Source organism: Candidatus Poseidonia alphae (genome assembly GCF_943787815.1).
GTDB lineage: Archaea > Thermoplasmatota > Poseidoniia > Poseidoniales > Poseidoniaceae > Poseidonia > Poseidonia alphae.
The window spans coordinates 836,277-862,366 of the sequence record NZ_CALSNW010000001.1; the positions used below are offsets into that span (position 1 = coordinate 836,277).

General features: G+C 50.6%; 20 protein-coding genes. 9 read left to right on the forward strand and 11 right to left on the reverse strand.

All coding sequences use genetic code 11. From position 1 onward, the window contains the following. Nucleotides 1-3: 3 nt before the first annotated feature. The 3 genes from AAA857_RS03610 to uvrA all read right to left on the reverse strand — a co-directional run bounded on the left by AAA857_RS03610 (nucleotide 4) and on the right by uvrA (nucleotide 6,871). On the reverse strand, nucleotides 4-849 hold the full coding sequence (locus tag AAA857_RS03610) for a phosphoribosylformylglycinamidine synthase subunit PurQ (protein ID WP_338173208.1): 846 nt from the start codon (nucleotides 847-849) through the stop codon (nucleotides 4-6). Then, complete coding sequence (locus AAA857_RS03615) at nucleotides 849-3,824, reverse strand: AIR synthase-related protein (RefSeq protein WP_338173210.1); 2,976 nt, start codon at nucleotides 3,822-3,824, stop codon at nucleotides 849-851. Before AAA857_RS03615 ends, AAA857_RS03610 begins: the two co-directional genes overlap by 1 nt. A 107-nt stretch (nucleotides 3,825-3,931) precedes the next feature. Then, nucleotides 3,932-6,871: an excinuclease ABC subunit UvrA gene (gene uvrA, locus AAA857_RS03620; RefSeq protein ID WP_338173211.1), complete on the reverse strand. Its 2,940-nt coding sequence runs from the start codon at nucleotides 6,869-6,871 to the stop codon at nucleotides 3,932-3,934. Between the two features lie 284 nt (nucleotides 6,872-7,155). Between uvrA and metK the strand changes: the two genes are divergently transcribed. Both metK and AAA857_RS03630 read left to right on the forward strand, forming a co-directional pair. Next, nucleotides 7,156-8,394 (forward strand): methionine adenosyltransferase, encoded by a 1,239-nt coding sequence (gene metK / locus AAA857_RS03625; RefSeq protein ID WP_338173213.1) that lies wholly within the window; start codon nucleotides 7,156-7,158, stop codon nucleotides 8,392-8,394. A 123-nt stretch (nucleotides 8,395-8,517) separates the two neighbouring features. Beyond that, nucleotides 8,518-9,792, forward strand: coding sequence for an adenosylhomocysteinase (locus AAA857_RS03630; RefSeq protein WP_338173215.1), 1,275 nt, complete (start codon nucleotides 8,518-8,520; stop codon nucleotides 9,790-9,792). 188 nt (nucleotides 9,793-9,980) lie between these two features. Here the strand turns inward: AAA857_RS03630 and AAA857_RS03635 are convergent, their stop codons facing one another. Both AAA857_RS03635 and glp read right to left on the reverse strand, forming a co-directional pair. After that, the gene (locus AAA857_RS03635) at nucleotides 9,981-10,859 is read right to left on the reverse strand and encodes an RluA family pseudouridine synthase (protein WP_338173217.1); all 879 of its coding nucleotides are present in this window, start codon (nucleotides 10,857-10,859) and stop codon (nucleotides 9,981-9,983) included. A 9-nt stretch (nucleotides 10,860-10,868) separates the two neighbouring features. After that, entirely contained in the window at nucleotides 10,869-12,080 is a 1,212-nt protein-coding gene (glp, locus tag AAA857_RS03640) for a gephyrin-like molybdotransferase Glp (RefSeq protein WP_338173219.1), read from the reverse strand. Nucleotides 12,081-12,157: 77 nt separating this feature from the next. Here glp and AAA857_RS03645 point away from each other — a divergent pair, with 77 nt between their 5' ends. Then, complete coding sequence (locus tag AAA857_RS03645) at nucleotides 12,158-13,486, forward strand: ABC transporter permease (protein WP_338173221.1); 1,329 nt, start codon at nucleotides 12,158-12,160, stop codon at nucleotides 13,484-13,486. Here the strand turns inward: AAA857_RS03645 and AAA857_RS03650 are convergent. The 3 genes from AAA857_RS03650 to AAA857_RS03660 are packed head-to-tail and all read right to left on the reverse strand — an operon-like array spanning nucleotide 13,483 to nucleotide 15,972. Then, the gene (locus AAA857_RS03650) at nucleotides 13,483-14,310 is read right to left on the reverse strand and encodes a substrate-binding domain-containing protein (protein WP_338173223.1); all 828 of its coding nucleotides are present in this window, start codon (nucleotides 14,308-14,310) and stop codon (nucleotides 13,483-13,485) included. The two genes, AAA857_RS03645 and AAA857_RS03650, sit on opposite strands and share 4 nt — an antisense overlap. 1 nt (nucleotide 14,311) lies before the next feature. Continuing rightward, nucleotides 14,312-14,662, reverse strand: a complete 351-nt coding sequence (locus AAA857_RS03655) for a hypothetical protein (protein ID WP_338173226.1) — start codon at nucleotides 14,660-14,662, stop codon at nucleotides 14,312-14,314. Then, nucleotides 14,659-15,972 carry an MBL fold metallo-hydrolase gene (locus AAA857_RS03660; RefSeq protein WP_338173228.1) on the reverse strand — a complete coding sequence of 438 codons (1,314 nt, stop codon included), beginning with the start codon at nucleotides 15,970-15,972 and terminating at the stop codon, nucleotides 14,659-14,661. Before AAA857_RS03660 ends, AAA857_RS03655 begins: the two co-directional genes overlap by 4 nt. 525 nt (nucleotides 15,973-16,497) lie before the next feature. Here AAA857_RS03660 and AAA857_RS03665 point away from each other — a divergent pair. The 3 genes from AAA857_RS03665 (at nucleotide 16,498) to AAA857_RS03675 (ending at nucleotide 19,206) form a co-directional block, all read left to right on the forward strand. Next, nucleotides 16,498-17,226, forward strand: a complete 729-nt coding sequence (locus AAA857_RS03665; protein WP_338173229.1) for a hypothetical protein — start codon at nucleotides 16,498-16,500, stop codon at nucleotides 17,224-17,226. An 87-nt stretch (nucleotides 17,227-17,313) separates the two neighbouring features. Further along, a complete protein-coding gene (locus AAA857_RS03670; protein WP_338173232.1) occupies nucleotides 17,314-18,411 on the forward strand; it encodes an acyl-CoA desaturase in 1,098 nt (365 codons plus the stop codon). A 30-nt stretch (nucleotides 18,412-18,441) separates the two neighbouring features. Then, nucleotides 18,442-19,206 carry an alanyl-tRNA editing protein gene (locus AAA857_RS03675; protein WP_338173234.1) on the forward strand — a complete coding sequence of 255 codons (765 nt, stop codon included), beginning with the start codon at nucleotides 18,442-18,444 and terminating at the stop codon, nucleotides 19,204-19,206. Here the strand turns inward: AAA857_RS03675 and AAA857_RS03680 are convergent, their stop codons facing one another. Further along, nucleotides 19,207-19,914 carry a hypothetical protein gene (locus tag AAA857_RS03680; protein WP_338173236.1) on the reverse strand — a complete coding sequence of 236 codons (708 nt, stop codon included), beginning with the start codon at nucleotides 19,912-19,914 and terminating at the stop codon, nucleotides 19,207-19,209. Between the two features lie 84 nt (nucleotides 19,915-19,998). On the opposite strand from AAA857_RS03680, the gene AAA857_RS03685 reads away from it, so the two are divergent. Further along, nucleotides 19,999-20,979: a hypothetical protein gene (locus AAA857_RS03685; protein WP_338173238.1), complete on the forward strand. Its 981-nt coding sequence runs from the start codon at nucleotides 19,999-20,001 to the stop codon at nucleotides 20,977-20,979. Between the two features lies 1 nt (nucleotide 20,980). Here AAA857_RS03685 and AAA857_RS03690 read toward each other — a convergent pair whose 3' ends face one another. Continuing rightward, nucleotides 20,981-22,708, reverse strand: coding sequence for a M20/M25/M40 family metallo-hydrolase (locus AAA857_RS03690; protein WP_338173240.1), 1,728 nt, complete (start codon nucleotides 22,706-22,708; stop codon nucleotides 20,981-20,983). 211 nt (nucleotides 22,709-22,919) lie between these two features. After that, complete coding sequence (locus AAA857_RS03695; protein WP_338173241.1) at nucleotides 22,920-23,597, reverse strand: hypothetical protein; 678 nt, start codon at nucleotides 23,595-23,597, stop codon at nucleotides 22,920-22,922. 57 nt (nucleotides 23,598-23,654) lie between these two features. Here AAA857_RS03695 and AAA857_RS03700 point away from each other — a divergent pair, with 57 nt between their 5' ends. After that, a complete protein-coding gene (locus tag AAA857_RS03700; RefSeq protein ID WP_338173243.1) occupies nucleotides 23,655-25,430 on the forward strand; it encodes a hypothetical protein in 1,776 nt (591 codons plus the stop codon). A gap of 9 nt (nucleotides 25,431-25,439) precedes the next feature. Further along, nucleotides 25,440-26,087: an SCO family protein gene (locus AAA857_RS03705; protein ID WP_338173245.1), complete on the forward strand. Its 648-nt coding sequence runs from the start codon at nucleotides 25,440-25,442 to the stop codon at nucleotides 26,085-26,087. Nucleotides 26,088-26,090 lie beyond the last annotated feature (3 nt).

Consider the following 26,090-nt stretch of genomic DNA (forward strand, 5'->3'; position numbering starts at 1 on the left):
GATTCACCTGTTGGAACGGACGTGTTCTACTGCGTTGCGGAAGAGTTGCAATCCTTCGCCTTCCCATCCATCCATTGCGCCAGCACCGTGAGTTTGAGCTCCGTCTCGGGTATGGTGTGGATGGAGCCACTGGGCGTAAATTGCTTCAGGGTGGGGCATCAATCCAAAGACCAGCCCTGTAGAATCACAAATTCCTGCGATGTTTCGCATGCTCCCGTTTGGACTCAATGGATAGGGGAGTTGGACGTCTGTTCGGCCTTCTCCCACCGTTGAATCGGGGTCTACATATCGCACCGTGAGTTGGTGTGTGGAATCGAGGCGATCCAAATCTTCTGATGAAGGCATGATGTATTTCCCTTCCCCGTGCCTTACTGGGCATTCCATTCGGGTCATTCCTTTGGTCCAAATGCACGGGCTCTCGGGGTCGAATTCCAACGTCACCCATCGGTCTTCATAGCGGCCACTGTCGTTCAAACCGAGACTTCCTCGTTGAATGAAGTCAGGAGATGTGCTTCCCTCGGGGCCCGGAAGCAGTCCCGTCTTGACAAGAACTTGAAATCCATTGCAAATACCGATAATTGGTTTCCCTGCCTCAACGAAGGCCTGAAGCGCATCCCTCATTGCGTACCGCATCCTATTGCCCATCAATCGCCCGCTTCCAAGGTGGTCTCCGAATGAAAAGCCTCCGGGAACAGCGAGAATGTCGTACGCTTCTAATGCAGCATCACCATCGATAAATCGGTTCACGTGAATGCGGTCGGCGGATGCCCCGACCAGTTCAAAAACGGCTTTTGTTTCGTGATCACAATTGATTCCAAAACCAAAGAGAACGGCTACCTTTGGCTGCATCAAGCAACACCTCCAGTCATGTCAAGTGTGCCCTTCCAAGCCTCTGCCATTTCTTCAACGTCGTTCTTCAAAAGATGGTCGTCTCCATCGGTGATGATGAGTGTTGGTGTAACGGTTACTGAACCTAAAATCGTTGTTGGATGCCCTTTCATGAGGGCCAAGAAATCGGCCTCGCTTGCTTCTGGAACTGCGACAACGATTCGCCCCAGGGATTCGCCCCAAAGGCGCCCCCAAACATCTCCATCTCCGGTTCCATCGATGTCGATTTCTGCCCCGATTCGGCCTCCGATGCACATCTCTGCAACTGCAACTGCAATGCCACCTTCACTGCAGTCGTGGGCGGTTTTGATGAGGCCTTGATGTATGGCTGTGGAAAGTTGCCGATAGGTGTTAAGATTGGATGCGGGGTCAAGGAGTTGGGGTACTTCGCCCCCAATACCTGCTGCCTCACCGCGCTCGTTCAGCATGTAAGCGATCTCGCTTGCGCCTAATTCTTGGTGGGATGTTCCAACCAGGTAGATTCGATCGCCCGCTCGCTTGAAGTCGCTTGTTGCCGAAAAGCGGACATCGGGATGGTCGCCGAAGAGCGAGAAGAGAAGCGTTGGCGGGATGGATATCTTCTCGGGGCCCGAGCCGTAGTCATTCTTCATGGAATCTTTACCGCTCACACATGGAAGTCGGTATGCGCGGCAAACTCGTTCCAGTTCCCGGTTTGCACGTACAAGTTGAGCTAATTTGAAGCGGCCATCTGGGGTTTTAACGGATTCGATCGGGTCCGGCCAACAAAAGTTGTCGAGACCGGCCATTTTGTCAACATCCAATCCGACACAAACTGCGTTTCGAACGGCTTCATCAATAGCTGCTGCTGCCATAGCGCCCGCATCAATGTCTGAATAGCGTGGGGCAATTCCACACGAAATCACAATGCCGTGAGGGTCGCCATGAATTGGAGCGATGACCCCAGCGTCTCCGGGGCCGTCTCGCTTTACGCCGACAAAGGGTTTGATGGCGGTTTGGGCGATCACTTCGTGGTCGTACTGACGGACCCAAGTTTCCTTGCTTGCAATGTTTGGCCGTTGAAGCATCTCGGTCAGAAGGGTAGAATGGTTTGCCGTTGAAGGGGGTTGGAAGAGGGGTTGGTTTGGTGGCGTCCATTCGGACTCCAACTGCAGTTGCGGCACTCCATCGTGGAGGAATTCAATCGGGAGGTAGGCGACCGTGGTCTCATCGTAACGAACATGGAACATGCCGGTTGAGGTAAATGTGGCAACTGCGGTTGCTTCAACTTCATGCAAATCGGCGAGCGCTTCGAAGGTTGCTTGGTCTTCTGGCTTTACTGCTACCGTCATGCGTTCTTGGCTTTCAGAAACGAGAATCTCCCAAGGGGAGAGGCCCGCTTGCTTGAGTGGAACTTGTGCGAGGTCGATTTCGCAACCGTTGGTGTATTCCGCCATCTCTCCAATCGATGAAGAGAGGCCGCCCGCGCCGTTGTCGGTAATGCACGTAATGAGGCCTTCATCTCTTGCTTCGAGAATCATATCAAGCATTTTCTTCTGAGTGATCGGGTCACCGATTTGAACGGCACTTGAGGGGGATTCTTCTGTCAATTCAAGGGAAGAAAACGTTGCTCCGTGAATGCCGTCATATCCAACTCGGCCACCGACCATATAGACGATATCTCCCGCTAGAGGAGTTTTGATGTGGGACGGGCGGCCGTCTGGAAGGGTTCGCGGCATGAGCCCTACGGTTCCGCAGTAAACCAACGGTTTTCCGATGTATCGGTCATCAAAGACAATGGCTCCGTTAACCGTTGGAATTCCCGATTCATTTCCGCCAACACGAACGCCTGCGTGAACGCCACGAAGAACTCGCGATGGGTGGAAGAGGTTGTCTGGGAGGTCGCCTTCCCAATTAGGGGGTCCGAAGCAAAACACATCGGTATTTGCAATTGGGCGGGCGCCGAGTCCAGTCCCCATGATGTCGCGATTCACACCAACGATTCCAGTCATCGCTCCACCGTACGGGTCAAGAGCCGATGGGGAGTTGTGGGTTTCCGCCTTCATGCAAATACTCCACGTATCGTCCCAAGCGATGACTCCAGAGTTGTCGTGAAAGACCGATAAGAGCCAATCCACATCGTTTTGCATGTCATGGGTTGGGGTCATAATGTGTGTCTTGAAGAGTGAATCAATGACGGTGTCTTCACCTGTTTCATGGTCAATGTGATGGATCTTTGAGGCGAAAATCTTGTGTTTACAATGTTCGCTCCAGGTTTGCGCTAGGCACTCCAATTCAACATCGGTAGGGGCATTTGGCACGATCCCTACCGCTGCACGAGAAGCCCGGATGGTGTCGTCTCGATAGTGCGCTTGGATGGCCTGCATCTCTTCGACGTTCAATGCAAGCAGCCCGTTGACGGAGATTTCTTCGAGGGTCGCGTCATCGCATTCCAAATCCATTGGTTGGGGGGGGATGAACACTTGTTCAGGTGGCGTTGGATAATCGAGTTCTGGCCAAGTTTGTTGCTCGCATGCTGCCTTGTCGGCGATGAGAGCTCGTTGAATCAAATTGTTGTGCAAGGTCCCAGCCAACCAGTTGACATCAATCTCCGCCGATAAGCCGTAGAATGCATAGGTTTGGTAGGTAGCTACCGTCGCATCCATATCTGCGGGAAAGAGGGTTGTAAACCCGTCCTTTGCTGCCTTTCCGGGGTTGTCGGTAACGCCGGGTTTGAATCCAACGGTAATCACTGCATCCGGTATGCTGCTAAACATCTCGGTCGTGAGAAGAATGGTGTTCACTGCGCCCTGTTCAATGATCGGGTCGGAAAATAAATCATCAATTCGTGCAGCGATGGTTTCGGGAGGAGTCTCTCCATTCACGAGGAATCCGTAAACCGAACGTACTTCGGGGACGTGGATGTTGTGGTCGGCGGCCAATTGTCTGCGTACAACATCCCCGCGTACGTCCCGCATGCCTTCCCCTTGTCGTGGCGTAACCTCTACTCGAGTCATTGGCATGGGGGTCACCGGCCCGTGGGCAATGAGTGGTCAACGCATACGCTCTTTGTAGTCTGCGGCGGTCATTGTTCCAGCATTTTCTTGAGAAATTGTCCAGTATAACTTTCTTCAACTGCTGCAATCGCCTCGGGCGGGCCTGTTGCTAAGACATCACCACCGCGTTCACCGCCTTCAGGACCCAAGTCTACGACCCAGTCGCTTGATTTGACAACGTCCAAATGATGTTCGATGACGATGATGGTGTGGCCTTTATTTCTGAGTTCGTGGAGCACATCGATGAGTTTTGCAACATCGCTGAAGGAAAGGCCCGTGGTTGGTTCATCAAGGATGTAGACGGTATGCTTGTTGGGCATTCTGCGCAATTCGCTAGCCAATTTTACTCGTTGCGCTTCACCACCAGAGAGGGTTGTTGCAGGTTGCCCCAGGCGAATATAGCCGAGGCCAACGGCGTTCAAGGTGTCCAAGGTGCGATGGATTTTACGATGATGTTGGAAGAAAACAGCCGCTTCTGAAACGGGCATTTCAAGGATGTCGTGAATGGTTTTTCCTTTCCATTCGACTTCAAGAGTTTCTCGTGTGTATCGCTTGCCAGCGCAAATGTCACAGGTAATCCAAACATCTGGAAGGAAATTCATTTCCAGTTTGATGGAGCCTCCGCCGCGGCAGGCTTCACACCGGCCTCCCTTCACGTTAAAGCTGAAATGGCCTGCTTTGTATCCGCGCTCTTTGGAAATTTTGGTGTTCGCAAAAAGGGCCCGAATCTCGTCGAAAACTTTGGTGTATGTTGCTGGATTTGAACGTGGTGTGCGACCGATTGGAGATTGGTCGATGATGATGGTTTTGTCCACGTTCTCAATGCCTTGAATGCTCGTATGTTTTCCCGGCAAGGTTTCTGCCCGATGGAGTTCTCGTTGAAGAGCAGGTGCAAGAATTCCTGAAACCAGTGAAGACTTGCCTGAGCCTGAGACGCCCGTTACCGCAGTCACGCACCCAAGTGGGAATTTGACCGTGATGTTTTGCAGGTTATTGTGTCGGGCACCCTTGACCGTTAGGTGCTTCTTTGTTGGCGCTACGCGTTGCTCAGGCCAAGGAATGGACCTCTTTCCACTGAGATAGGCTCCCGTAATCGATTCTTCGTTATGCATCACTTCGCCCGGCGGCCCATTGGCTACGATATACCCGCCCTCAAGTCCAGCACCAGGGCCAAGGTCGCAGAGCCAATCGGCTTGGCGAATCGTGTCCTCATCGTGTTCCACAACAAGAAGCGTATTGCCCAAATCACTCAGTTCTCTGAGCGTTTGGAGCAGTCGTTCATTGTCCCGCTGATGCAATCCAATGGAGGGTTCATCCAAGACGTACATGACGCCTGTTAGGCGGCTGCCGATTTGAGTGGCGAGACGGATGCGTTGACTTTCTCCTCCTGAAAGGGTGTTCGCCTTTCGGTCAAGGGTAAGATAATCCAGTCCGACGCTGTCCAGGAAGCCAAGTCGGTTCTCAATTTCTTTCAAAATCTCAGTTCCAATGAACATGCTGCGGTCGTCCAAGGCCTCGAGAATATCTTGGAAGGCTTCTGGCGGGCCTTCTCCTTCTGGATTCCATGCTTTCACCAACCCGAGCGCATCGTGAACTGAACAACGGCTGACTTCGGGGAGGCGGATGCCTCCAACCGTAACGTAGCGAGCGGCTTCGTTGAGTTTCTCACCGCGGCAAGCGTGGCAGTCCAGATCGGTCATGCAGGCTATCAAACGGTTCCGGGAACGTTCAGAGGTTGTTTCAGTGTACGTTTTTTCCAGACGAGGAATGATGCCTTCCCAGGGTTTACTGTACTTGTATTGAGAGCCGTTTTCCGAGGTGAACTCGTAATGGATGATCGTAGAGCCCGAGCCGTGCAGAAGGATATCTTTCTCATCCTCATCCAGCATTTCGAAGGGAAGCGTTGTTGAAATGTTGTAATGTTCACAGGTACGCTCCATGAGTTTACGATACCATGACGGGGACATGGATTGGCGCCACGGATTGACGCATCCGTTGGAAACACTGAGCGAATGGTCGATGATCAGTTCTGTGTTGAATTGGCGCTGGACGCCAAGTCCCTGGCAGGTCCCACAGGCTCCGAGGGGTGAGTTGAATGAGAAGACTCGCGGTGATAATTCGGGCATGAAAGCCCCGTGTTCGGCGCAAGCGAAATCTTCCGACCAGGCGATGGTTTGACCCACTTCGGTCTCCATTGCGTTTGATTTATCGCTCAATTCTTCCGGCTTTTTCGGAGCCTCGAGGCTTTCAACAGCCAAAGTTCCACCGCCCAAGCGCAGAGCCGATTCAACCGCTTCAGTCAGCCGTTGCTTTCGGTCCTTAGTGCAACGAAGTCGGTCGATGCGAACATCGATATCGTGGCGGAAGTTTTTGTCGAGGGTCGGGGCGGATTCAAATTCTGATTCGTGGCCGTTAACGCGCCCGTTTAGATAGCCCTGTTCAACGAGTTGCCTAAACAAATCAGCGTGCGTTCCCTTGCGAGCGCGTACGACAGGGCTCCAAATGGCTACAGCGTGGCCTTCCATTCTCCAGAAGATGTCGTCAACAATTTCCTGTACGGTTCGACGCGCAACTTCTTTCCCGCATTTTGGGCAGTGCGGCTTTCCGATTCGGGCCCACAGTAATCTGAAGTAATCTTGGATTTCAGTCACCGTTGCAACGGTTGAACGGGGATTGTGACTTCCTTGCTTTTGGTCGATGGAGATGGCGGGAGAAAGTCCTTCAATTGTGTCGCAATCTGCTTTCTTCATTTGACCGATGAATTGACGAGCGTATGAGGAGAGGCTTTCCACATAGCGTCGCTGGCCCTCTGCGTATAACGTGTCAAAGGCAAGGCTGGACTTTCCCGACCCTGATACGCCCGATATAACGACGAATTGCCCTTTTGGAAGGTTGACTGAGACGTCCTTGAGGTTGTGGGTTCGCGCCCCGCGAACTTGAATCCAACCGTCATCTCCTGGTTGTGACATGTTATCCCTCACCCTAACCGTGCGGCCAACAGTTCTTCAAGTCCTGCTTTGGCCGCCGAAACATAGATGATGGGTTTTGGCCCTGTAACGATTCTTTTTTGAGGGAGGGGTGGCCCCGTTGCGTGAAATCACATGCACCTCGTTGGAAGACATCTGGGCACCAGCCGTGGTTCGGGGGATAATTCGTGCGTGAAGGGTTTCGGTGCTTTAAAGGGGAAAACCTTCTTGGAAAGCAGTACAAAATAAGCGTTGATTTCATATAAGGCGAGAAGAGGCGACAAAGTATGACCGTTGACTTGTTCTCATCCGAATCCGTGACTCGGGGGCATCCAGACAAACTCTGCGACACTGTTTCCGATGCCATTGTTGATGCATGCCTTGCCATCGACCCCAACGCACGCGTAGCCGTCGAGACTTGTGTCAAAGGTAAGGAAGACATGGGCCTCATCGTGTTGGCTGGCGAGGTCTCCCTGAACGGGGCGGCCCCCAACTACGAAGCAGTTGCTCGAGAAGCCGCTCTCCGCGTCGGCTATGATTCCCACGACATCGGTATGGATGCCGGCTCCCCAAAATGGACCGAAGTCCAAGTTCACATCACCACACAATCCTCCAACATCGCTCAAGGAGTGAATCAAGATGGGTTGTCCCAAGGCGCAGGCGATCAAGGTTTGATGTTCGGCTACGCCTGCACCGAAACAGAAGCGTTTGAAGGGCTTGAGGGGCGGTATTTTCCCCTCGCCGCAGCACTGTCTCAGCGGTTGACTCGAAGGCTCACAACGGTGCGAGAAGAAGGAATTTTGCCTTGGGCCCGGCCCGATGGAAAGTCGCAGGTCACCGTTGAATACGATACAAACGGGGATGTTTCTAAGGTTCACACCGTCATCATCGCCATCCAACACGATAAAGCTCTCAAGGACCAATTCGGAGGATCAGAAGACGAAGAATTGGCCCATGTGCGTTCCGAAGTCAAGAAACATGTCGTTGAAGCGGTAATTCCAGCCGCTTTGCTCAGTGATGGATACGAACTGGTCGTCAACGGCACCGGCCGCTTTGCAGACCCTGGTGGCCCCTACGCAGATGCTGGTTTGACGGGAAGGAAAATTATTGTCGATACCTATGGAGGTATGGGGCGGCACGGCGGTGGAGCCTTCTCAGGAAAAGACCCGTCGAAAGTGGACCGTTCGGCTGCATATGCATCTCGTTGGGCCGCCAAGCACGTTGTTGCAGCGGGTTTAGCCGCACGGTGTGAAATTCAGCTTGCCTATGTTATCGGCGTCGCTGAACCCGTGAGCATTCGAGTGGAAACATTTGGCACTTCCACAATCGATGAACGCACCATCGCTAACCGTGTTAAGTCAACGTTTGACTTCAGGCCCGGAGCCATCGCACGTGACCTCGACCTCCTACGGCCCATCTATTCCGTGACCGCCGCAGGCGGGCATTTCGGACGAATCCCGGGTTCAGATGGTTCGTTCCCTTGGGAAGTTCTGTACGAAGAGCGTCTTGCTCAACTCCGTTCGTGAGCGCGTCGGTGCCCAACGCTGGTTTATCCGCCTCTACAGTCGCCAGCGGCAGCCCTAGACCCCACGATTCGCCCGGCTAGGATTCACGATAGACTTCAAAAGGGGCGAGCAAGTGGCCGCCTCATGGAAGAATTGGACAAAAGCGAAAACTACACCGTTCGAGATATTGGACTCGCAGAAAAAGGGTCGCTCCTCGTAGATTGGGCCCGTGCTCGAATGCCCGTTTTGGCCAAACTCAAAGCTGAGGCTGAACGCACCAAGCCCCTCGCTGGGATGCGTGTAGCTGGTTGCCTTCACGTGACCAAAGAGACCGCTGTTCTCATCGAAGCCCTTAGAGCCGCCGGCGCAGAGATTTCTTGGTCTGGCTGCAACCCATTATCCACACAGGATGAAGTGGCTGCTTGGCTGGCCGAAGAAGGGTTCTCCGTGCATGCTTGGCACGGTCAATCTAACGACGATTTCTACTGGTGCATCGATAGAACGCTCGAATTCAAACCAACGCTCACCCTCGACGATGGGGCGGATCTAATTGTTCGCGTGCACGGTGAAAAATCAGAATATTCTGAAGGCGTCATCGGCGGAACTGAAGAAACCACAACTGGAGTCCACCGACTTCGCGCTATGGCTGCAGCAGGCGACCTACGCTACCCTGTAATCGCCGTGAATGACGCCATTACCAAGTGGGATTTTGACAACGTGTACGGAACCGGACAATCCACCCTCGACGGTATCCTCCGAGCAACCAGCGTTCTCCTTGCGGGGAAGACCTTCGTTGTCGCCGGGTTTGGCCATTGTGGAAGCGGCGTCGCTATGCGCGCCCGAGGCATGGGTGCGAACGTAGTCATTGCTGAAGTGGACCCTCTCCCTGCCCTTCGGGCCGTCATGGAAGGTTACCGAGTGATGCCCATGGATGAAGCAGCCAAAATTGGCGATATTTTCTGCACTGCGACTGGAATGGAAGACGTCATTGTTGGACGACACTTTGCGTCAATGAAAGACGGCGCCATTGTGTGCAACACCGGGCACTACGATTGTGAAATCAAGATCACCGATTTGGAAGAACAATCCACATCCGTTCGCACCATCCGTCAAGACAACGAAGAATTCCTCATGCCTGATGGTCGTCGAATCTTTTTGCTTGCGCGTGGCCGTTTGGTCAATCTCGCTGCAGCAGAGGGACATCCCTCCGAAGTCATGGACATGTCGTTCGCCAACCAGTTCCTCTCGTTGTGCCGCTTGGCCAAAGAAGGAGCCGGCATGGGCAACCAAGTCTACGACATCACCACCGAGCAAGACCAGGACTTGGCAACCACCAAACTTGACACGCTTGGTTTCAGTATTGACGTACTGACCGATGCCCAACTCGCCTATCTTGACGACTACTCCGTAGGTACGTGAAGAAAACCTCCAGAAATGTTCCGCTAGGAGCAATGCTTGGCTTTGTTGGACGCCGCCCGTGGTTAAGCCAAGCGCAGGCTGACCGCCGACCACTTCTGTTGAGGTTGTATTGGGTGGGCATTAACCTGTAATGGCCGTGCGAGGCACGGTTGTACTGTGGCCTTACTCGCAAAGAAATGATGGCCCTTTCACCTGATGTTGAACAAGCGAGGTGGTGTGGCTTCAAAGCGAACCGGGTCGTCTGTTGAAGGGTGGAGGAATTCCAAAGAATGGGCGTGAAGGCACACGCGATGGTAGGGGTCTGTTTCTGCCCCGTGCAACTCGTCTCCAACCACTGGGGTGGAGAGATATTGCATCGCCATTCGAATCTGATGTCTGCGGCCAGTTTCAATTTCAACCTCAACGAGTGAATTGTCTTCATTTTCTTTGAGAATTTGGTAATGAGAAATCGCTTCTTTGCCCTTGGGATGTTTGGAATTTACGGCCTTGACATTGAGGAATTTATCCTCCATTAACCACGTGCTAACCGTTCCTTGTTTCGTTTCAACAACGCCCTCGACCAGCGCAAGATAAAGGCGGTGGACTTGGCGTTCCCCAAACTGTTCTTGGAGGTACTCCTTCGCAGATTTATTCTTTGCGAGAACCATCACACCAGAGGTTTCTTTGTCAAGGCGGTGAACGATAAAGCACCATGCTTTGGGATTGGAAAACCGAAGGTAGTCTACGCCGCGCGAATGAAGTGTATCAACCTCCAGTCGGTCGGTTGCAACGGACAGAAGGTGAGCGGGTTTGTTCACCACAAGGAGGTCTTCATCCTCAAAGATAACGTCAAGGTCCACTGGATTTTTTACAGTTGGGGGCGGGGTTTTGTCAAATGCTGCAGGCCGGTCAAGAACAACCACCTTTGTCCCTTTCACAACGGTTTCTTTTGCGCGATGTTCAACTTCGCCGTTCACTGTAACTCTACCTTGAGTGAGCATCTTGCGTAGTTTGGCAGCACTGGATTGGGGATACTGGTTTTTCAACACATCGAGCAGTGCTGCGTCTTCATTTACGTCTATTTCCATCAGATCACCTTACAGAACCAAGACGTCAATCCACGTTCCAACTTCACCCGATTGCCCTGGCTGTAACAGTGTTAAACCGTCCGCACTCGCTAAACTTTCGAGATTGCCTGAGCCTTGGTGCCGAGGTTGAAATGCTTCAATTCCTTGTTCGGTAAAGTGCAGGGTGACTCGGCGAAGTGTAACACAGTCCTGCGTTGATTTGACTGAATCTTTTAGTTGGGCACGGAGCTTCAACTCCACCGGCCCATCCGCCTGAAAGGCGTGGCGAAGATAGGGGGCAACGAGCATTCTGAACACGACGTGGCTTGATACTGGGTTGCCTGGAAGGCCAAACAAAGGTGTCTGATTCCAAAGGCCAAACAAAGGCGGAGAACCCGGTCGGATTTTCATTCTCCAAAAATGAAGGTCGCCTTCTTCCACCATGATTTTTCGTACGAAGTCAAATTCGCCCATAGAGACACCGCCTGAAGTGAGAATGAGGTCGCATTCCTCTGATGCTTGTTGTAAAGTGGCGCGAAGGGCATCCATTGTATCGTTCACTGCTTCATAGCGAACCGCCTCGTGGCCCATCCATCGAACCAAACCTGCTAGGCCATAGGAATTTGACTCGTAGACTTCTCCGAGAACGAGGTCTTTCCCGGGTTGCTTGAGTTCATCACCGGTAGAAAGGACGGCAATGCGGAGGGGTTGAAAAACTGGGATCGTAGGGTATCCCATGGTTGCACAGAGGCCGACCCGCGAAGGTGTAAGAACCGCTCCAGCCTTGAGAGAAACTGTTCCTTGCTTGAGGTTCTCGCCTTGTTTTCGGACAAAGTGCGGCTTTGGTGCTTCAAGAAGCGTAACGGTATTGTTTTCTTCATCGATGGTGCATCGCTCAATTTGGAGGATTGAATCCGCTCCTTTTGGAAGCGGTGCGCCGGTCATGATACGGTAGGCTTTGTTCGGTTCGAGAACCCGTTCTTGCGCCTCTCCTGCCGCAGGTGCGATGCCCTGAATGGAATAGGTTTGAGGGTAATTGGCCTCAGGGTCGTGTTTGCAGGCGAAGCCGTCCATGCTCGAATTGTCAAAGGGTGGGTCGTCAACCTTGCTGGCGAGGTCTTCAGCAAGAATTCGCCCGTGACAATCGTCCAGTGGAACCTCTTCCAATCGCCGGGGGAGAGGGGTGCGGTTGACGATGTCCTGTGCTTCTTCGACACTGATAAAATACGGAACTCCCTCCATAAATCAAGCCATCAGTCGCTCATGTTTGAGGATGTGGGTAGACGGTAGAATCATGGTGGGGGTTTCAATCCACAAACATGGTTGATGGTGGGGCGGTGCGGGAAGCGATTCTCACCACCCTTCTCACCAGCGGCACAGCAACCGTTTTAGCGACGCTTATCGGTGTTCCTCTCGGCGCATGGTGTTCATCAAAAACCACATCTTTTTTTGATAAGATACGGGTTATTGTGACCGCGTTGTATGGCCTGCCACCGGTTGTTGTTGGTGTTTTTATTTACGCACTTCTTTCCAAATCCGGGGCCTTGGGCGCATTGGACCTTCTGTTCACGGTTGAAGCGATGATCGTTGCGCAGACATGCCTTATTCTACCGCTTATCTGGGGAGGCTCCTGGTCGGCTTTCGACAAGACTGCAAATCAGTACAGGGATACATTTGACACCCTTGGTGCCACCTCAAAACAGCGCTTATTGCTGGAGATCGGGTTGGCAAGAAACGGTGTATATCATGCGGTTGTCATCGGTTTTGGCCGGGCCATTGCTGAGGTTGGGGCCGTCATTATGGTTGGAGGGAACATAGCAGGAAAAACACGCGTCATGACCACGAGCATTGTCCTTGAGACATCAAAGGGAAACATGGACCAAGCATCGTTTTTGGGGATTCTTCTTCTCTTGTTTTCACTAACAATCGTGGCGTTAGCATCGTTTGTGCAACGGCCAAATGTTCGCCGAAGTCCTCCGTTAAGCGGAACTTCACCACCTGTTTTGTTGCCCTATGACGGCCCCACAGAGCGAACCGTTTCAATGATGAGAGAAGGGCGTGAGATTCTCAAACCCACTCAATTGTCCCTAAAACCGGGAACGATAACTGTGGTTCTTGGTGAATCCGGTGCTGGAAAAACCTCACTGTTGAGAGCCCTTGCTGGCCTCGAGGGCGATGAAGTCATTTGTGGCCATCAGGAATGTGTTTATGTTCCGCAAAAACCACTTCCATTGACGCTTTCTGTCGGTTTTGAATTGAATTTGGCAGCCAGCCTTTTTGAAAAATGTGAGCCTGCGAGTGCATATTTTTCCGAGAAGTTTTCACTTCACCAAAAACCTGAACGTTCGCCTCTTGGGCTTTCAGGAGGCGAAATGCAACGATTGATTCTATCTCGGCAACTTGGTTTTGCACCGAAGTTGTTGCTTCTTGATGAATGCACGGCCAACTTAGGTTCTGCTCAAGTCAAAGCCATTGAAACCGAATTGATGCGCCATCGCAAAGAAGGAGTTTGTATTGTACTGGCAACGCACAACGTCCTTCAAGCGAAACGAATGGCTGATACGATGGTAATCCTCCACGATGGTGTTCAAATCGAGGAAGACAGTCAACTTGCTCGCTCTTTACTTGCCGGGGAATGGTCGGGCTAATCGGTAGACTCCAGTGTGAAAAATGCAGGCTCATCGTTGATGGTATACTCTTCAATGCGTTGCTGTCCATCGCCGAGAAGGTAGTTCAGAAATTCTTCTGCGCCTTGACGTTCCATGTCTGAAACAAAAAGAAATGAATAGGGATTGAACAAAATTTCATCCGAAAATTCTGTTCGTTCAAGGGAAGTTTGTTGGGCAAAATTAAGTGCGGTTCCTCGGTCTGAAAGCGTCGAGCAAGATTTTTCATCGGCCATGTTAATCGCTGCCCCCATACCTTGACCGATTGAGTAGTACCACTCACCTTCTGGATGGTAACCGTCTGCATCCTCAACCATTGCCAGTCCCTTTGTCTCGTTCAACGACCTCCAGATGTCCTGCTCCTTGTGATGCGTTCCGGAAAAATCTCCCCTAGAAATAAAACAACGTTCGTCCTCATAAATCAATTCAAAGGCATCGAAAATGGACGATGTAGAGGTTAACGGCGAGAGGAGGACAAAACGATTCCAAGCAATGGCACTGCGGTCGTAACCAAACCCACTCTCAACAAATTCTGTTTCGTGTTCAGGTGAATGTACAATGAGGGCGTCAACGTCCTTGTTTTCCCCCAAAACGAGGGCGGCACCTGTTCCAACCGCCACATACTCTACAGTATAATCTGAAGTTCTTTGAAAGTCATCGATGAGGAGATCAAGCAATCCCGAGTCACGCATCGATGTCGTTGTAGCAAGGCGAATGGTCTTGCTTTCATCGTGATCAAACGATAAACAACCCGAGCAGAGCGACGTGAGGAGAAGAAGGACGAGAAGAGTCGGTCCTTGCCTCATTTCAATCGAACTTCATGACGTTGCCACATTCCGGATAGCTGCAAGTAACGCTGTATTTTGAGCGCTTTGGCTTCGGAATTTTAAGCATAGAACCGCATGATTCACACTGGACTTTCAGGGTCTCGGGTGCTTTGGGTGCGGTCGGTTCGTTCAGAGTACGACCGACATCTTGTGACCAACCGAGTGAATCCGAATACTTGTCTGAAGAAGCATTCAGTTTCTTTTGTTTGAGTGAAAGACGCATCTTGCGCTTTCGCTTACCTTTCTTCTTGCCTGGTGGTGTCTTTGCCGCCATGGGTATCGTGTAGCGCTGGGTGTTGATGTATTCAATGACTTCGGCGTAATTCTTCACGAAATATGACCGGAGACTCCGTTGACTGGTTCATGAACCGTATGGCCCTGAGCTTCCAATGCTTCAACAAGAGGTGGGCGGGCGTGGTTCGGGTCGGTATGGTAGACGACAACGTGTTTTGCTTCGCATGCCTTTGCAAACTCAAGAATTTCTTTATGTCCTGCATGGGTGGAAAACGAGAATTGTTTCCATTCAAGGTCGATTTCAGCCGGCTTCCCATAAATTTCAAGACGGCCCGTATCCATAAGGGAACGTCCTCCGGTATCTTTCGCTTGATACCCGGTGAAGAAAATCGCATTTCTTCGATCTTCACGAAGGCGATTCAAGTACCACAAAGCCGGGCCTCCCGAAAGCATACCGGATGTGGAGACAATGACATTGCCGTTCAATGCTTTCTTTTTGTCGGATTTGCTTCCCACGCGCTTGACCCACCTCCATGCCTGTTCCAATTCATTTGAATCTCGGAGGAACCCGCTGTGCTCAAGATGAATTTTAGCGACTCGTTTTCCCATCCCGTCAACGTGAACATCGAGATGAGGGAGGTGTCGATGGAGCAACATAACAACGTCCTGTGTTCTGCCGTTTGCAAAAGCTGGAATGAGAACGGTTCCTCCTCGCTTGACCACTTCTGCAACTGATGTGATGAAACGTTCAACTTCAACCTTCGTTTCTGGATGGTCTCTTCCGCCATACGTTCCTTCAACAAACAAAATGTCGGTCTTGATCGGTTCCGCTCCCTTGACAAGAGGCGAGTCGCGTGTATCAAAATCACCGGTGAGGAGCACGCGATGCTGGGGGGTTTCAATTTCAAGCATGGCTGCTCCAGGAATATGTCCTGCCCGTCGTAATGTAAGCGTCCAAGAATGGTGCTTCCAAGGTTGATCGAATTCATGAACATGCCAAGAAGCAAGAGCCGTATCGATGTCACGTTTGTCCCACGCAAGTGGATACCGTTCAATGGAACTCACTTTGTAGCAATCCCTCCACATCATGTCTGAGATATGTGCAGTCAGGGGAGTTCCATGAAGGCGGGTTTGATGATTTGCGCACAACCATGGAGCCATCCCGAGATGGTCAATGTGAGAATGGGTGATAACAGCATCATGAACGAGTGGTGCTTCAGAAGGGTAACGTGGAGGTGTTGTTGGAGCTAATCCATAATCGAGCAACAGTCGGACCCCATCAGGGTCTTCCATGACGATCCCCACGTTCCCTACTTCATCGCCTCCGCCAAGATAATGAAAGCGAAATCCGTCTTTTGGAGGTTCATCAGGATAAGTTGTTGTCCGTCCCGCAGAATAGAAGACCATGGTTAAGGGTCGAGGTCATTTTTGAAGAAGGTGTGGGTGGACACCCCTCCATTTCCATTGGAGCATATTTTTGACGAACTAAGATAATTTTTTCATTTCTTTTTACCACTATGTTGATTAACTTCTCGCGACCAATATCAACGGGCTTTCTTCGTATTCTCTTTCTCTCTTCCCTTTCTCCGTATTCGTGTGAACCCGTTCATCCTCTCCAGTGGAAATGAGGGGGTGTCATTGCATGACCTCTTTTCCAGGTTAAAAAAAGATATTTGATAACCACTGCAGGGCGAAGAGTCCTTCAATCACCATCACTTCCACAGGTTATGGGACGAGAACTTGACAAGGAATTTGTCGTCCGGGAGGATCGGTGCTTTGGCTGCGGTGCTTGCATCGCATTATGTCCAGTGAACGTACTCACCCTTGAAGACCGAATGATCTACGTCGACGAGCCAAATTGTACCCACTGCAAACTTTGTATCCCATCATGTCCTGTTTTTGCCTTAGAGCTTCAATCAACAGTTGATTAATATGAACATAGGAATCATCGGCGGTAGTCTCGAGGGAATTCTTATTTCCCTTCAACTAGCATCAGATCACGAAATCACGGTTTTTGAATTGGATGCGGAAATAGGAACACCAGCATGGCATCCAGGCTTCATCATCAATCCAGATTTACTCGATATCTTTCTCACCAAAGAACAACGTTCATTCCTGATGTTCAAAGCGTGCGCAGACGGCTGGGGTATGCGTTGGGAATGGCTCATGAAACATCTTACTATCGTCGCCGCTCAACGAGGAGTATCCCTTCGAACTCGAACTCGAATTCTTCAGACCAGCCAAGACGGAGAACACATTGTTGTGGAAACGTCTTCAAATGAAACATCACAACCCTCTATCTTTTCTTTTGACCGCCTCATCAACACTCAAACATCAAACCAGAAACCAGGGGGTCTTCAACACTTGATCAACCCCGATCACACAACACAATATCCCTTTGAACATTCAATTTCTTGGTTTGGTGGAATCCTCAGTCACCAACATCTTCCATCACCCGTACCGCTCAGTCCAGAACTCATTCTTCCACGCAGTGATAATTTGACCGAATTGTGGTGGAACAGTGATGAGCATTGGACTCCAAAGGAAGGCTATATTGAAGAAATTAGAATCTCTTTACCCAAAGACAAAGCCAACGTTTCCTTTGATGCAATGTATCAAAAGACCACTGAATTTTTACATAATTTCATCGGAATTGAATAATTAGTGTAGTTAGCAACACCACTTTGATAGGTGAAGGACGCGGCCATTGGTTTTGAAGACACTTAGCGTCTGATGGGGGAACAGTCTATGGCAACACATCCAATGGCAGATTTAAGAAAAAAACTTCAGGAGAAAAATCTACTCGACAAACCTACGGCAAAGTCCTGGGTCAAGGTCATCTCTCTCCTTGGAATTGTCGGGATATTGTACAGCGCCCACATCTATCTCCCGCTCAAATTTGGACTTCTACTTATTCCAATCACAGCGTTGTTTTCAACAACACTCGCTATGACTGGCCACGAAGGCGTTCACTCTTCTGCTTGTCAGTCCAAGGCGGGAAACACATCACTTGCCGCCATTGTATTCCCGCTTTTCGCAGGTCTTTCAATGGAATACTGGCGTGAAAAGCACAATGTAAAACATCATGCTCATCCGAACGTCATCAACAAAGATCCAGACATTCACTCGTGGCCTTTCACCTTCAGCGAAGAGGAATACAAGACCAGTGGACCGGTCCGTAGGTTTTTCCAGCGCTATTTGCAAGGATGGACGTTCTGGCCAATTTCTCTTCTCGTTGGCCATTTAATGCGATTTGACGGGTTGAAGTACATCGCCACAAAACCTTTCAAATCAAAGAAGAAAAAGCGAATCACAAAAATTTGGCTTCTTGATACATCCCTCATCATTGTTCACTTCATCCTGTGGTTGGTCTTGCCAGTTGCCTTTGGTCTATCATGGCAGGCAACGATTGGTTTCTATGTTCTCCTCTGGGGATTGGTCGGTACATGCCTCACGGCAATTTTCATCGTTGGGCATGCAGGACGTCCCGTCATTACCGAGTACGACCAGAACTGGCGTTTACAAATTGAAACTGCTCGTCGGATTAAATTTGGGCCAATCGGTTCGTTTTTCTTTGTTGGACTTGACTACCAAATAGAACACCACCTTCTCCCCGCACTATCCCACTTCAATCTTCCAAAAGCATCACCGCTCGTTAAAGAGTATGCAGAAGAGCGAGGCTGGGAATATGAAGAAGTTGGCTTTTTCCGAGCTCTATGGCGCTCGACGGTCGCACTTCACACAGCATGGAAGACCCCCTCAATCGTTATTGATGGCTCAGAACAAGGCAACGCTAACAAAATCGAAGATTTTTCCCACGGTGAACTTCAACCCACAGAGAGTTAATACCATCAACGACCGCTTCTACGGATGGTTATGTCAACCGAGAAGTTGTATTTGGAAAGCATAGAAGCTGGCTATTTCCAAAATTTCCGGGCCACCGTTATTGAAGCAACCGACACATCAGTCGTCCTTGATCGAACCCTCTTCTATCCGCTTGGTGGAGGTCAACATTGGGATACAGGCACGATAAACGGACCAAATGGCCCACTGTCCGTTACCGAAGTTCGGGGTCGAACAAACGTTGAACACACGATAGGAGAAGACCACCAACTGACTGCAGGAGACGAAGTCAAAGGATCCATAGATTGGGAAACGCGATATGCGCACATGCGAATGCACACAGCCCAACACCTTGTTAGCGGGCTGGTGTATGAATTGTTCAACGGAGCGCGCACCGTTGGAAATCAAATCCATGCCGACCGGTCCCGCATTGATTTTAACCCAATTTCATTCGATGAATCAATGTTGAATACCATGACCGAGGCAGTCAATCTTAGAATTGACGAGGGTCTTGAAGTCACTGATTCTGTAATGACACGGGGACAAATCAATGACATCATGCCCCCCGAACGAACCAATATGGACCTTCTGCCCGCGTCGGTCAAGGATTTGCGCGTCGTTCAAATCGGGAAACAGATCGACATGTGCCCGTGTGCTGGAACCCACGTTTCCAATCTAAAGGAAATAGGCCATATTCAAATCCTAGGCAAGAAATCAAAAGGAAAAGGTACACAGCGCGTGAGTTACAACCTCCACCTTCCAGAACGAGTACGCCAACCGGTGATGGAAGAACGCTGATCAGAATTCCAAATCGTCATCAACTAATTTTTTGATGTCGCTCAAAGTAGATTTCAGTTCTTTACGTTCACTTTGCCGACGCTTAAACTCAATTTCTTCAAAGATTTCAGCGACTTCATCGTCCATGGAAGATGTTTGCGCAGCTGCTTGAACGCGGTCGGTTAGCGCCGTATCTTCTCCAAGCCGCTCCTCTCGGTTGACCGGCTGAATAGGGACACTAGGAACCGTTCTTGCACCGTAGTTTGCGTCGTCGGCCAACGCATCACTGTCCCAAGCCTCTTGGCCTAAAATACGAGCAACTTCAACCGAGGGGGCACGGTCCTTCCATGGATTTTTATTGCCGATTTGTTGAATGAGACTTTCCTTGTTCACAGTCTTCTGTTGGGCGAACAAATCTCCAACTTCTTCTGAAGTTGGGAGCGGAACAGGTTCTTGTAACCCCGCAGCCAACCGTTGCTGTTCTCGCAAAATACCACCGTGGACTTCATCGTGGTCGTGGCGATGAGGGGCGGCTGCAAACGCCATGATTTCCTTTGCTAACTGGAACAAAGGGTCATCTGGCGGACTTGCTGCAATGGTTTCTCTCACGTTTCTGTGGTGATTGATGCAAGGGCCACAGCGCGTCGCACCTGCATCATCCGGTGCGTCACACCACAAACAGCAAGCCTGGAACCCAAGCTCCTTCATCGCTTTGCGTGGCATTGACATGAGAATCGCAATCAGGACGAAACCTCTCAACCACATGAACCCTCGGACACGAGGATTCAAAGTGAACGGCATCAACCATCCTTTATGGGGCGCAGAGATTCACGAGCCGACCTCATCGATGACGATCCGTTTTCTTCATCATACAAGTCAACATCTCGAGTCCGACATATCCACCAGCGCACCGATGACCAAGGAACCATCCATTTCGACACCAAATCGCCTGGAAGCCAACTTCCCCCCGCCTTTGCACAATTCTTTGGCCAGTCACCATGGCAGCCTCCAGCACATCATGCGGGGCCACTCTGGCATTTCAGTAAGGAAGAAAAAGCACATCTCCGTCAAGCCATGGGCGCCTTCACACTTGCTCTTGGCTTCATGTCTGTTGGAGGCATTTCCGGATTAGGTTCGCTGGGCCTTACCAAATGGACCGTCTATCTTTTGCTTTCGATGCCGGTTATGTTTGTAGCGATTGGACCCGCCTTCCTCCTCCATGAAATTGGTCACAAACTTGTAGCAAAGAAGAACGGTTGCTGGGCAGAATTTAGAGCCGACCCAAAAGGGTTGCAGATGGGCATATTCCTCGCCCTTCTTCTTGGCTTTCTCTTCATGGCACCGGGAGCAGTTATGGTGGCGGGAATGGTGACTCGGCGGCAAAACGGACACATTGCGGTCGCAGGACCGCTGACCAACCTCGGCCTTTTCATTATCGGAATTCCATTATGGGGCATCGTGCTTGGATTGTCGGGGGCGTTTGAAACCCTTCCAACCGAAATCGCAACTCAAGGATTTGGACAGGGGTATTTGCTTGATGGTAGTCTTGTGTGGCAAGCCATGATCATCGATGTTGGCGTGTATTGGCTTGGTGCAAATCTCTTCTTGGGGTTGTTCAACATGTTGCCATTTGGACCCCTTGACGGGCTGAAGGTCAAAGATTGGAACGAGACCGCATTCTACATTGTCATCCTCATCTTTGCCGTTCCTTTGCTCACCATGTTCCTTGGATATTGGACGCCCACAGGGTTGCTGTTGACCGTTGCGGGACCGGTTTCAGACTTGATTCGATGAATCAAAGGTAAGCGTTGGTAACGGGTTTCTCATCCAGGTGGAAGAAACTGTACGCAGCCCACCACGTGATGATGTCGAGACTGTCAACAAGGTTTGAAGTTCCTGAATGTTCTTCACCGTACCCCTTTCCAGTGGTGTCCATCCAAATTTCCATCTCCTCGAGGGTGTCACAGGTTTGGTGATAGCACCAATAACCGTCAACAAGACCCCCGAAGCCTAACGTCACCGTGCCCAGGTTCGCTTGGAAACTCGCATGGTCAGAACGAGCGGTAACATCTTCGTAAACCACAATCTCTGGCTTTCCACGCTCCAACCAATCGTCAACCTTCCAGGTATCTTCTGCAAATCCTTCACCAACCAAAACACTCTGTTGCTGCTCCACTCCGATCGCATCTGCTCCGATCCAAAGCGTGAGCCCAACCATTTCCGGTTGGTTGATGACGTCGTGATCGAGGGACGGGCCAAGATAAACCCGCATTGGCCAAACTTCCTCATCCTTAGGATAGCCATCCGGGTCGATCTCAGTTGCAGGGTCACCGTGAGGGGCGGCGCCGCCACCGGGCCAATTCACACCAGCCATGTCCAGATTGATGTAATTGGTAACTGTAACATCGGGATTGTCCTCTTTGACGTAATAATCCGTCCAGTAATCACTACCACGCTTTCCACCTTCTTCACCCGACCAAAAGCAAAACACCATCGTTCGTCGAGTGTCATATCCGGACATCGCTTCAGCGACGGTCAATACCATGCTTGTGCCCGCTGAATTATCGTAGGCTCCAACACCAGTACCGTAGGTTCGTGTTCCGGTGAGGTGAGGGTCGACCAATAGAGCATTTGCAGGGGGGGCAACATCAAAGTGAGCGCCGAACACCATCCATTCATTTGGAACTTCACTACCATAGCGAAACCCACAGATGTTGTACGATTCTGGATTCTGATTGCCGAATACATCAGTGAATTCAAAGCGCTGTGTGTCAACCATCAGCCCGAACGATTCCAACTTGTCAATAAGATAGACAGCACCCGCTTCATAGGCGGTATTCCCCTGTCCAGCCCACCGATTCAAGTATCCAACAGCACCATCGGTCAGGTCCAGAGGGTCTGGCGTTTCATCGGTGATGTGATGGAGATAATTGTACGTGGTTCGACCGTTGACAAGACCGGTTGAGTGACGCCCACCTTCATCAGAACTGTAAGCAGGAGCGTTTGGACGCTCAACAACAAGGGTCACGATATTAGCGGCTCCGCCGGTTGTGGAACTTGCGTTAAACAAACCCGTTCCGTTACCGCTTCGCTTTACAGCACCACCATCGGCACTCAAATGACCGCCGTCGGAGAACCAAGAAGCCCACGACTCATTTGCATCTCTAATAGGCCAAGAGTCGCGTCCATATTCACCAAGAAGAGCAACGGCAAGACCTGCTCTTGGTGGCGCAAGGAGAGAAAGTTGCACCGAATCGCCCTTTCTCAAATCTAAAACGGTTGAGTTTGCGACATATCCAGTCTCTTCATCAATGACAAGATATGGAAGGAATACAGACATGTCTTCACCTGCAGCAACGGTCACGGGTTGAAAGGAGCCACCCACGAGAACCTTTGGAGTGATGGTTACATCGGAAGCTGCGACGAGCCCACCGGAGTCATCTTCACCAAAACATCCGGAGAGTGGTGCAGAAATCATAAGCAAAACCAGAAAGCATGCTTGGCTGACACGGATACCCACCATAACCCTGCGTAACGGTTCACCTTCTCAAGTCCTGCGCTTCTACGGACCGATTCTTTGATAGAGGAACAGGACCAATGTAAACATGAGAACATGCGAAACAAAAGCAAAGGCCAACCCTCTCACTTGAGAATAAAGAAGAAACGAAATCTGTTTTCAAATCATATCATTGAAATCGTGGACGATGTGCAATGCCCTCTCCTCGAAGGTTGATTCATTCCTCTTCAAATCGTTTGGGCTCGTACTCCACGTTTCGTTCACGCAGTATTGAACGCGCAAGGAAAACGACTGCAATTCCAGCGATGGCGGCGGTTAACTTCACCAAATCATCTTGAGAAAAACCGTCGCTTGCACCCTCATCTTCATCCAAAGCATCCACAAGAACATCGTCACAGCCAGCACCAAAGCAGTCGCCTGGAGAAGGCCCCCCATCATCGTGAATGTCTTCGAACACCTGAATTTCATACGTCCAATTCGTGGTCATGTTGTTGACGTCCCTCATGACCCAGTATTGATATGTTCCAACCGTAGCATTTGACGGGAAGGCATAGATTGCGGAGACTTCACATGTTTCATCGATTAACGAGCCATTATCGTCCAAGTCACACGACTCTACAATGGTTGATGAAATGAAGTCCACTGAAGCATTAAGAACACCATCGGCGTTCAAATCAATACCGATCTGCATGGTAGCATTTTCAGTCGTATCGTGCATTTTGAACCATACGGCATTTCCTTGAACAAAAGCAGAGTCTGAAATATTTCCGACCACCGCACCTTCATCATTGAGAATAATCGTCAGGGTTTGCTGTTCATGTGCATGAACAGAACCTGAGGCGAAAATCATCACCAAGAGAGCGGCAATCCCAACCCCAACCCACACTTTGCCCATGACCACCGACACCCACCAAGTCATAAAGACCAAACGGACGAACCCGATGAGACATACATGAACGGGAAAGAAATAGCGTTAGGTATTTTTCTTCTACTTTTTTTAGCATCCATGACAAGCCTTCTTCTTGGCGATGAAGAAATCACCGAGGAAGGGAATGCACTCTTGACTTCGAGCGGCGATCCACTGTTCCAATACGAAGGCCACGACCACAGCAATGCATCACAGCACATTGCAGGCACTGACAACATGGAACTCCTTGACTACAATTCCCTTTCGACCCCGGGAAACGCTGAAATCCAGGTAGCAACAACTCCAGACAACAAAACTTACGCTTACCTAGCAGGCTGGAACGACATGCACATCGTAGACGTTACCGACCCTGAAAACACAGAAGTCGTTGGCGTTTTCAAAGACCCTAACACCCAGGTTCTGGACGTTAAATATCTGGAATACAACGGACGAGAGTACATTCTTCAGCAGAATCAACTCATCGATCCGGGAAACTCCGACCCCAACGTTGGTGAATGGAGTGACCCAACGCAAGTATCTGCCCTTCTTATCGACGTGACCGATAAGACCAATCCAACCCTCATCGATTCGTGGTACGATAGCGACCACCCAAGCGGCCCCCACAACCTCTACACGCACATGATTAACGGTGAATGGTATGTCTTCATCGCTAATCCCGATTATAACGAATGCAACGATGCCATCGGCGAGGCTTGTGGCGGGGTTACCATCGTCCACCTCAACCTTGACGGCTCCGCTGCCCGTAACCTTCCAGGAGTCCCTCTCAGCGGAGCGGGCCACACGATGATCAAGGTTGGCGAATACGAAGTAGCTTGGGAAACGACGCGAGGCGGTTGGATATACATTCACGACATGACCGTTCAAACGTGGCCCGGTGAAGACCAAAATGACCCGCGTTACGGTCGCACTTTCATCTACGGAAGTTACTGGGAGGCGGGACTCCGCATCGGAGATGTTACCGATGTACCTCATCCGGTAACCTCGCCAGAGGCATACGCCGTACATGCTACGGTGTGTAAAGCAGGTCAAGGAAACCCACTGATGTGCCGATGGCGAGCCCCTGAAGTAGGCCTGTGGATGGATTTCCTCGACATGGACGACGACGGCCAACCCGATAGCGGAACCACCGGTAACGAAAACGGCGGAAGGGTATCTTACATCCATTATGCAGAACCCTTCCCGGAAATGGTAGATTTGTCCCATGTTGGGTACTCCGACGAACCCGTCCATCTTGTAACAGCGGCCGTTGAAGTGCTTTCAACAAACGTTGGAACCGGGATCATCTATCTTATCGACACGACCGAATACACCATGGAAGATGGCCAATTCAAATTCAAACCCAAACTGATACGAGATTGGGAAATTCCGTACGCCGAAGACCATTGCTATGGAGAAGACTGTGAAGCCCACCCCAACGGGGAAGAATGGTTGTTGTTTTCCCCACACAACTTAGACAGCACCTATTTTGAAACTACGGACGAAAACGACCAGAGCCATGGTGGTGGTTGGGACGGCCGCCTGTACATTTCCCATTATCACGCCGGACTGTGGATTATTGATATTGAAACGCTGGTAGCACCAGAATCAGAAGACCGCGTTGCTATCCACGAGGAAGCAACCGTGGCGTACTATCTTCCTCACGGTGAAGACGGCACCCCCCTCGACTCAAGTTTCTACGACTTCGGGTGGGTGCCATTCCTTTGGGCCGTGGAACATCATGACGGGATTACCTACGCCTCTTGTATTTCCACGGGCCTGTATTTGGTCCAATTGGATATCGATATGCCTTACCGCCTCTAAAGTGATGATATGAAGAATACGATATTGACGCTGCTGCTATGCCTCATCCTTCTTCTAGCGGGTTGCACTTCTCCCGACCAAGTGTCTGAGTGGGACCCAAATGGCGTCATCATTGAAGCAGAGTTTGTTAACGATTTCACCCTCACTACAAGTGAAAACACACCGTGGACCTTTTCTGAAGAAGCACAAAACACAACCGTAGTTGTCGCCTTTTTGTTTACCAACTGCATCGACATCTGCCCTATTGTGACGCACAACATGAAATGGGTTCAATCCCAACTTACTCCTGACGAGAAGAATTCAACCACGTTTCTCACCATAACCGTTGACCCATGGAGGGACAATGTCAGTACCCTTCACGAGTGGAAAACAGGAACCAATTCCAATTGGACTCACCTCACGACCAATTCCTCGGAAGACAACGCTCCAGCAATGACGGCCATGAATGCAGTTTGGATGAATTTTGGCGTAGGGCTGCAAATAGAAGAAAATCAAAACAACACAACGGCCCGCCACCATCCCGATGACTACAACGTCAATCATTCAACTGGAACCGTATTGATTGACCGCCACGGAGACCAACGCGTTTGGTGGGGCGATAACGACTGGGTGCTTGACCTCTTCCTTGAGGACCTTCGATATTTGATTGAGTCGTGATGG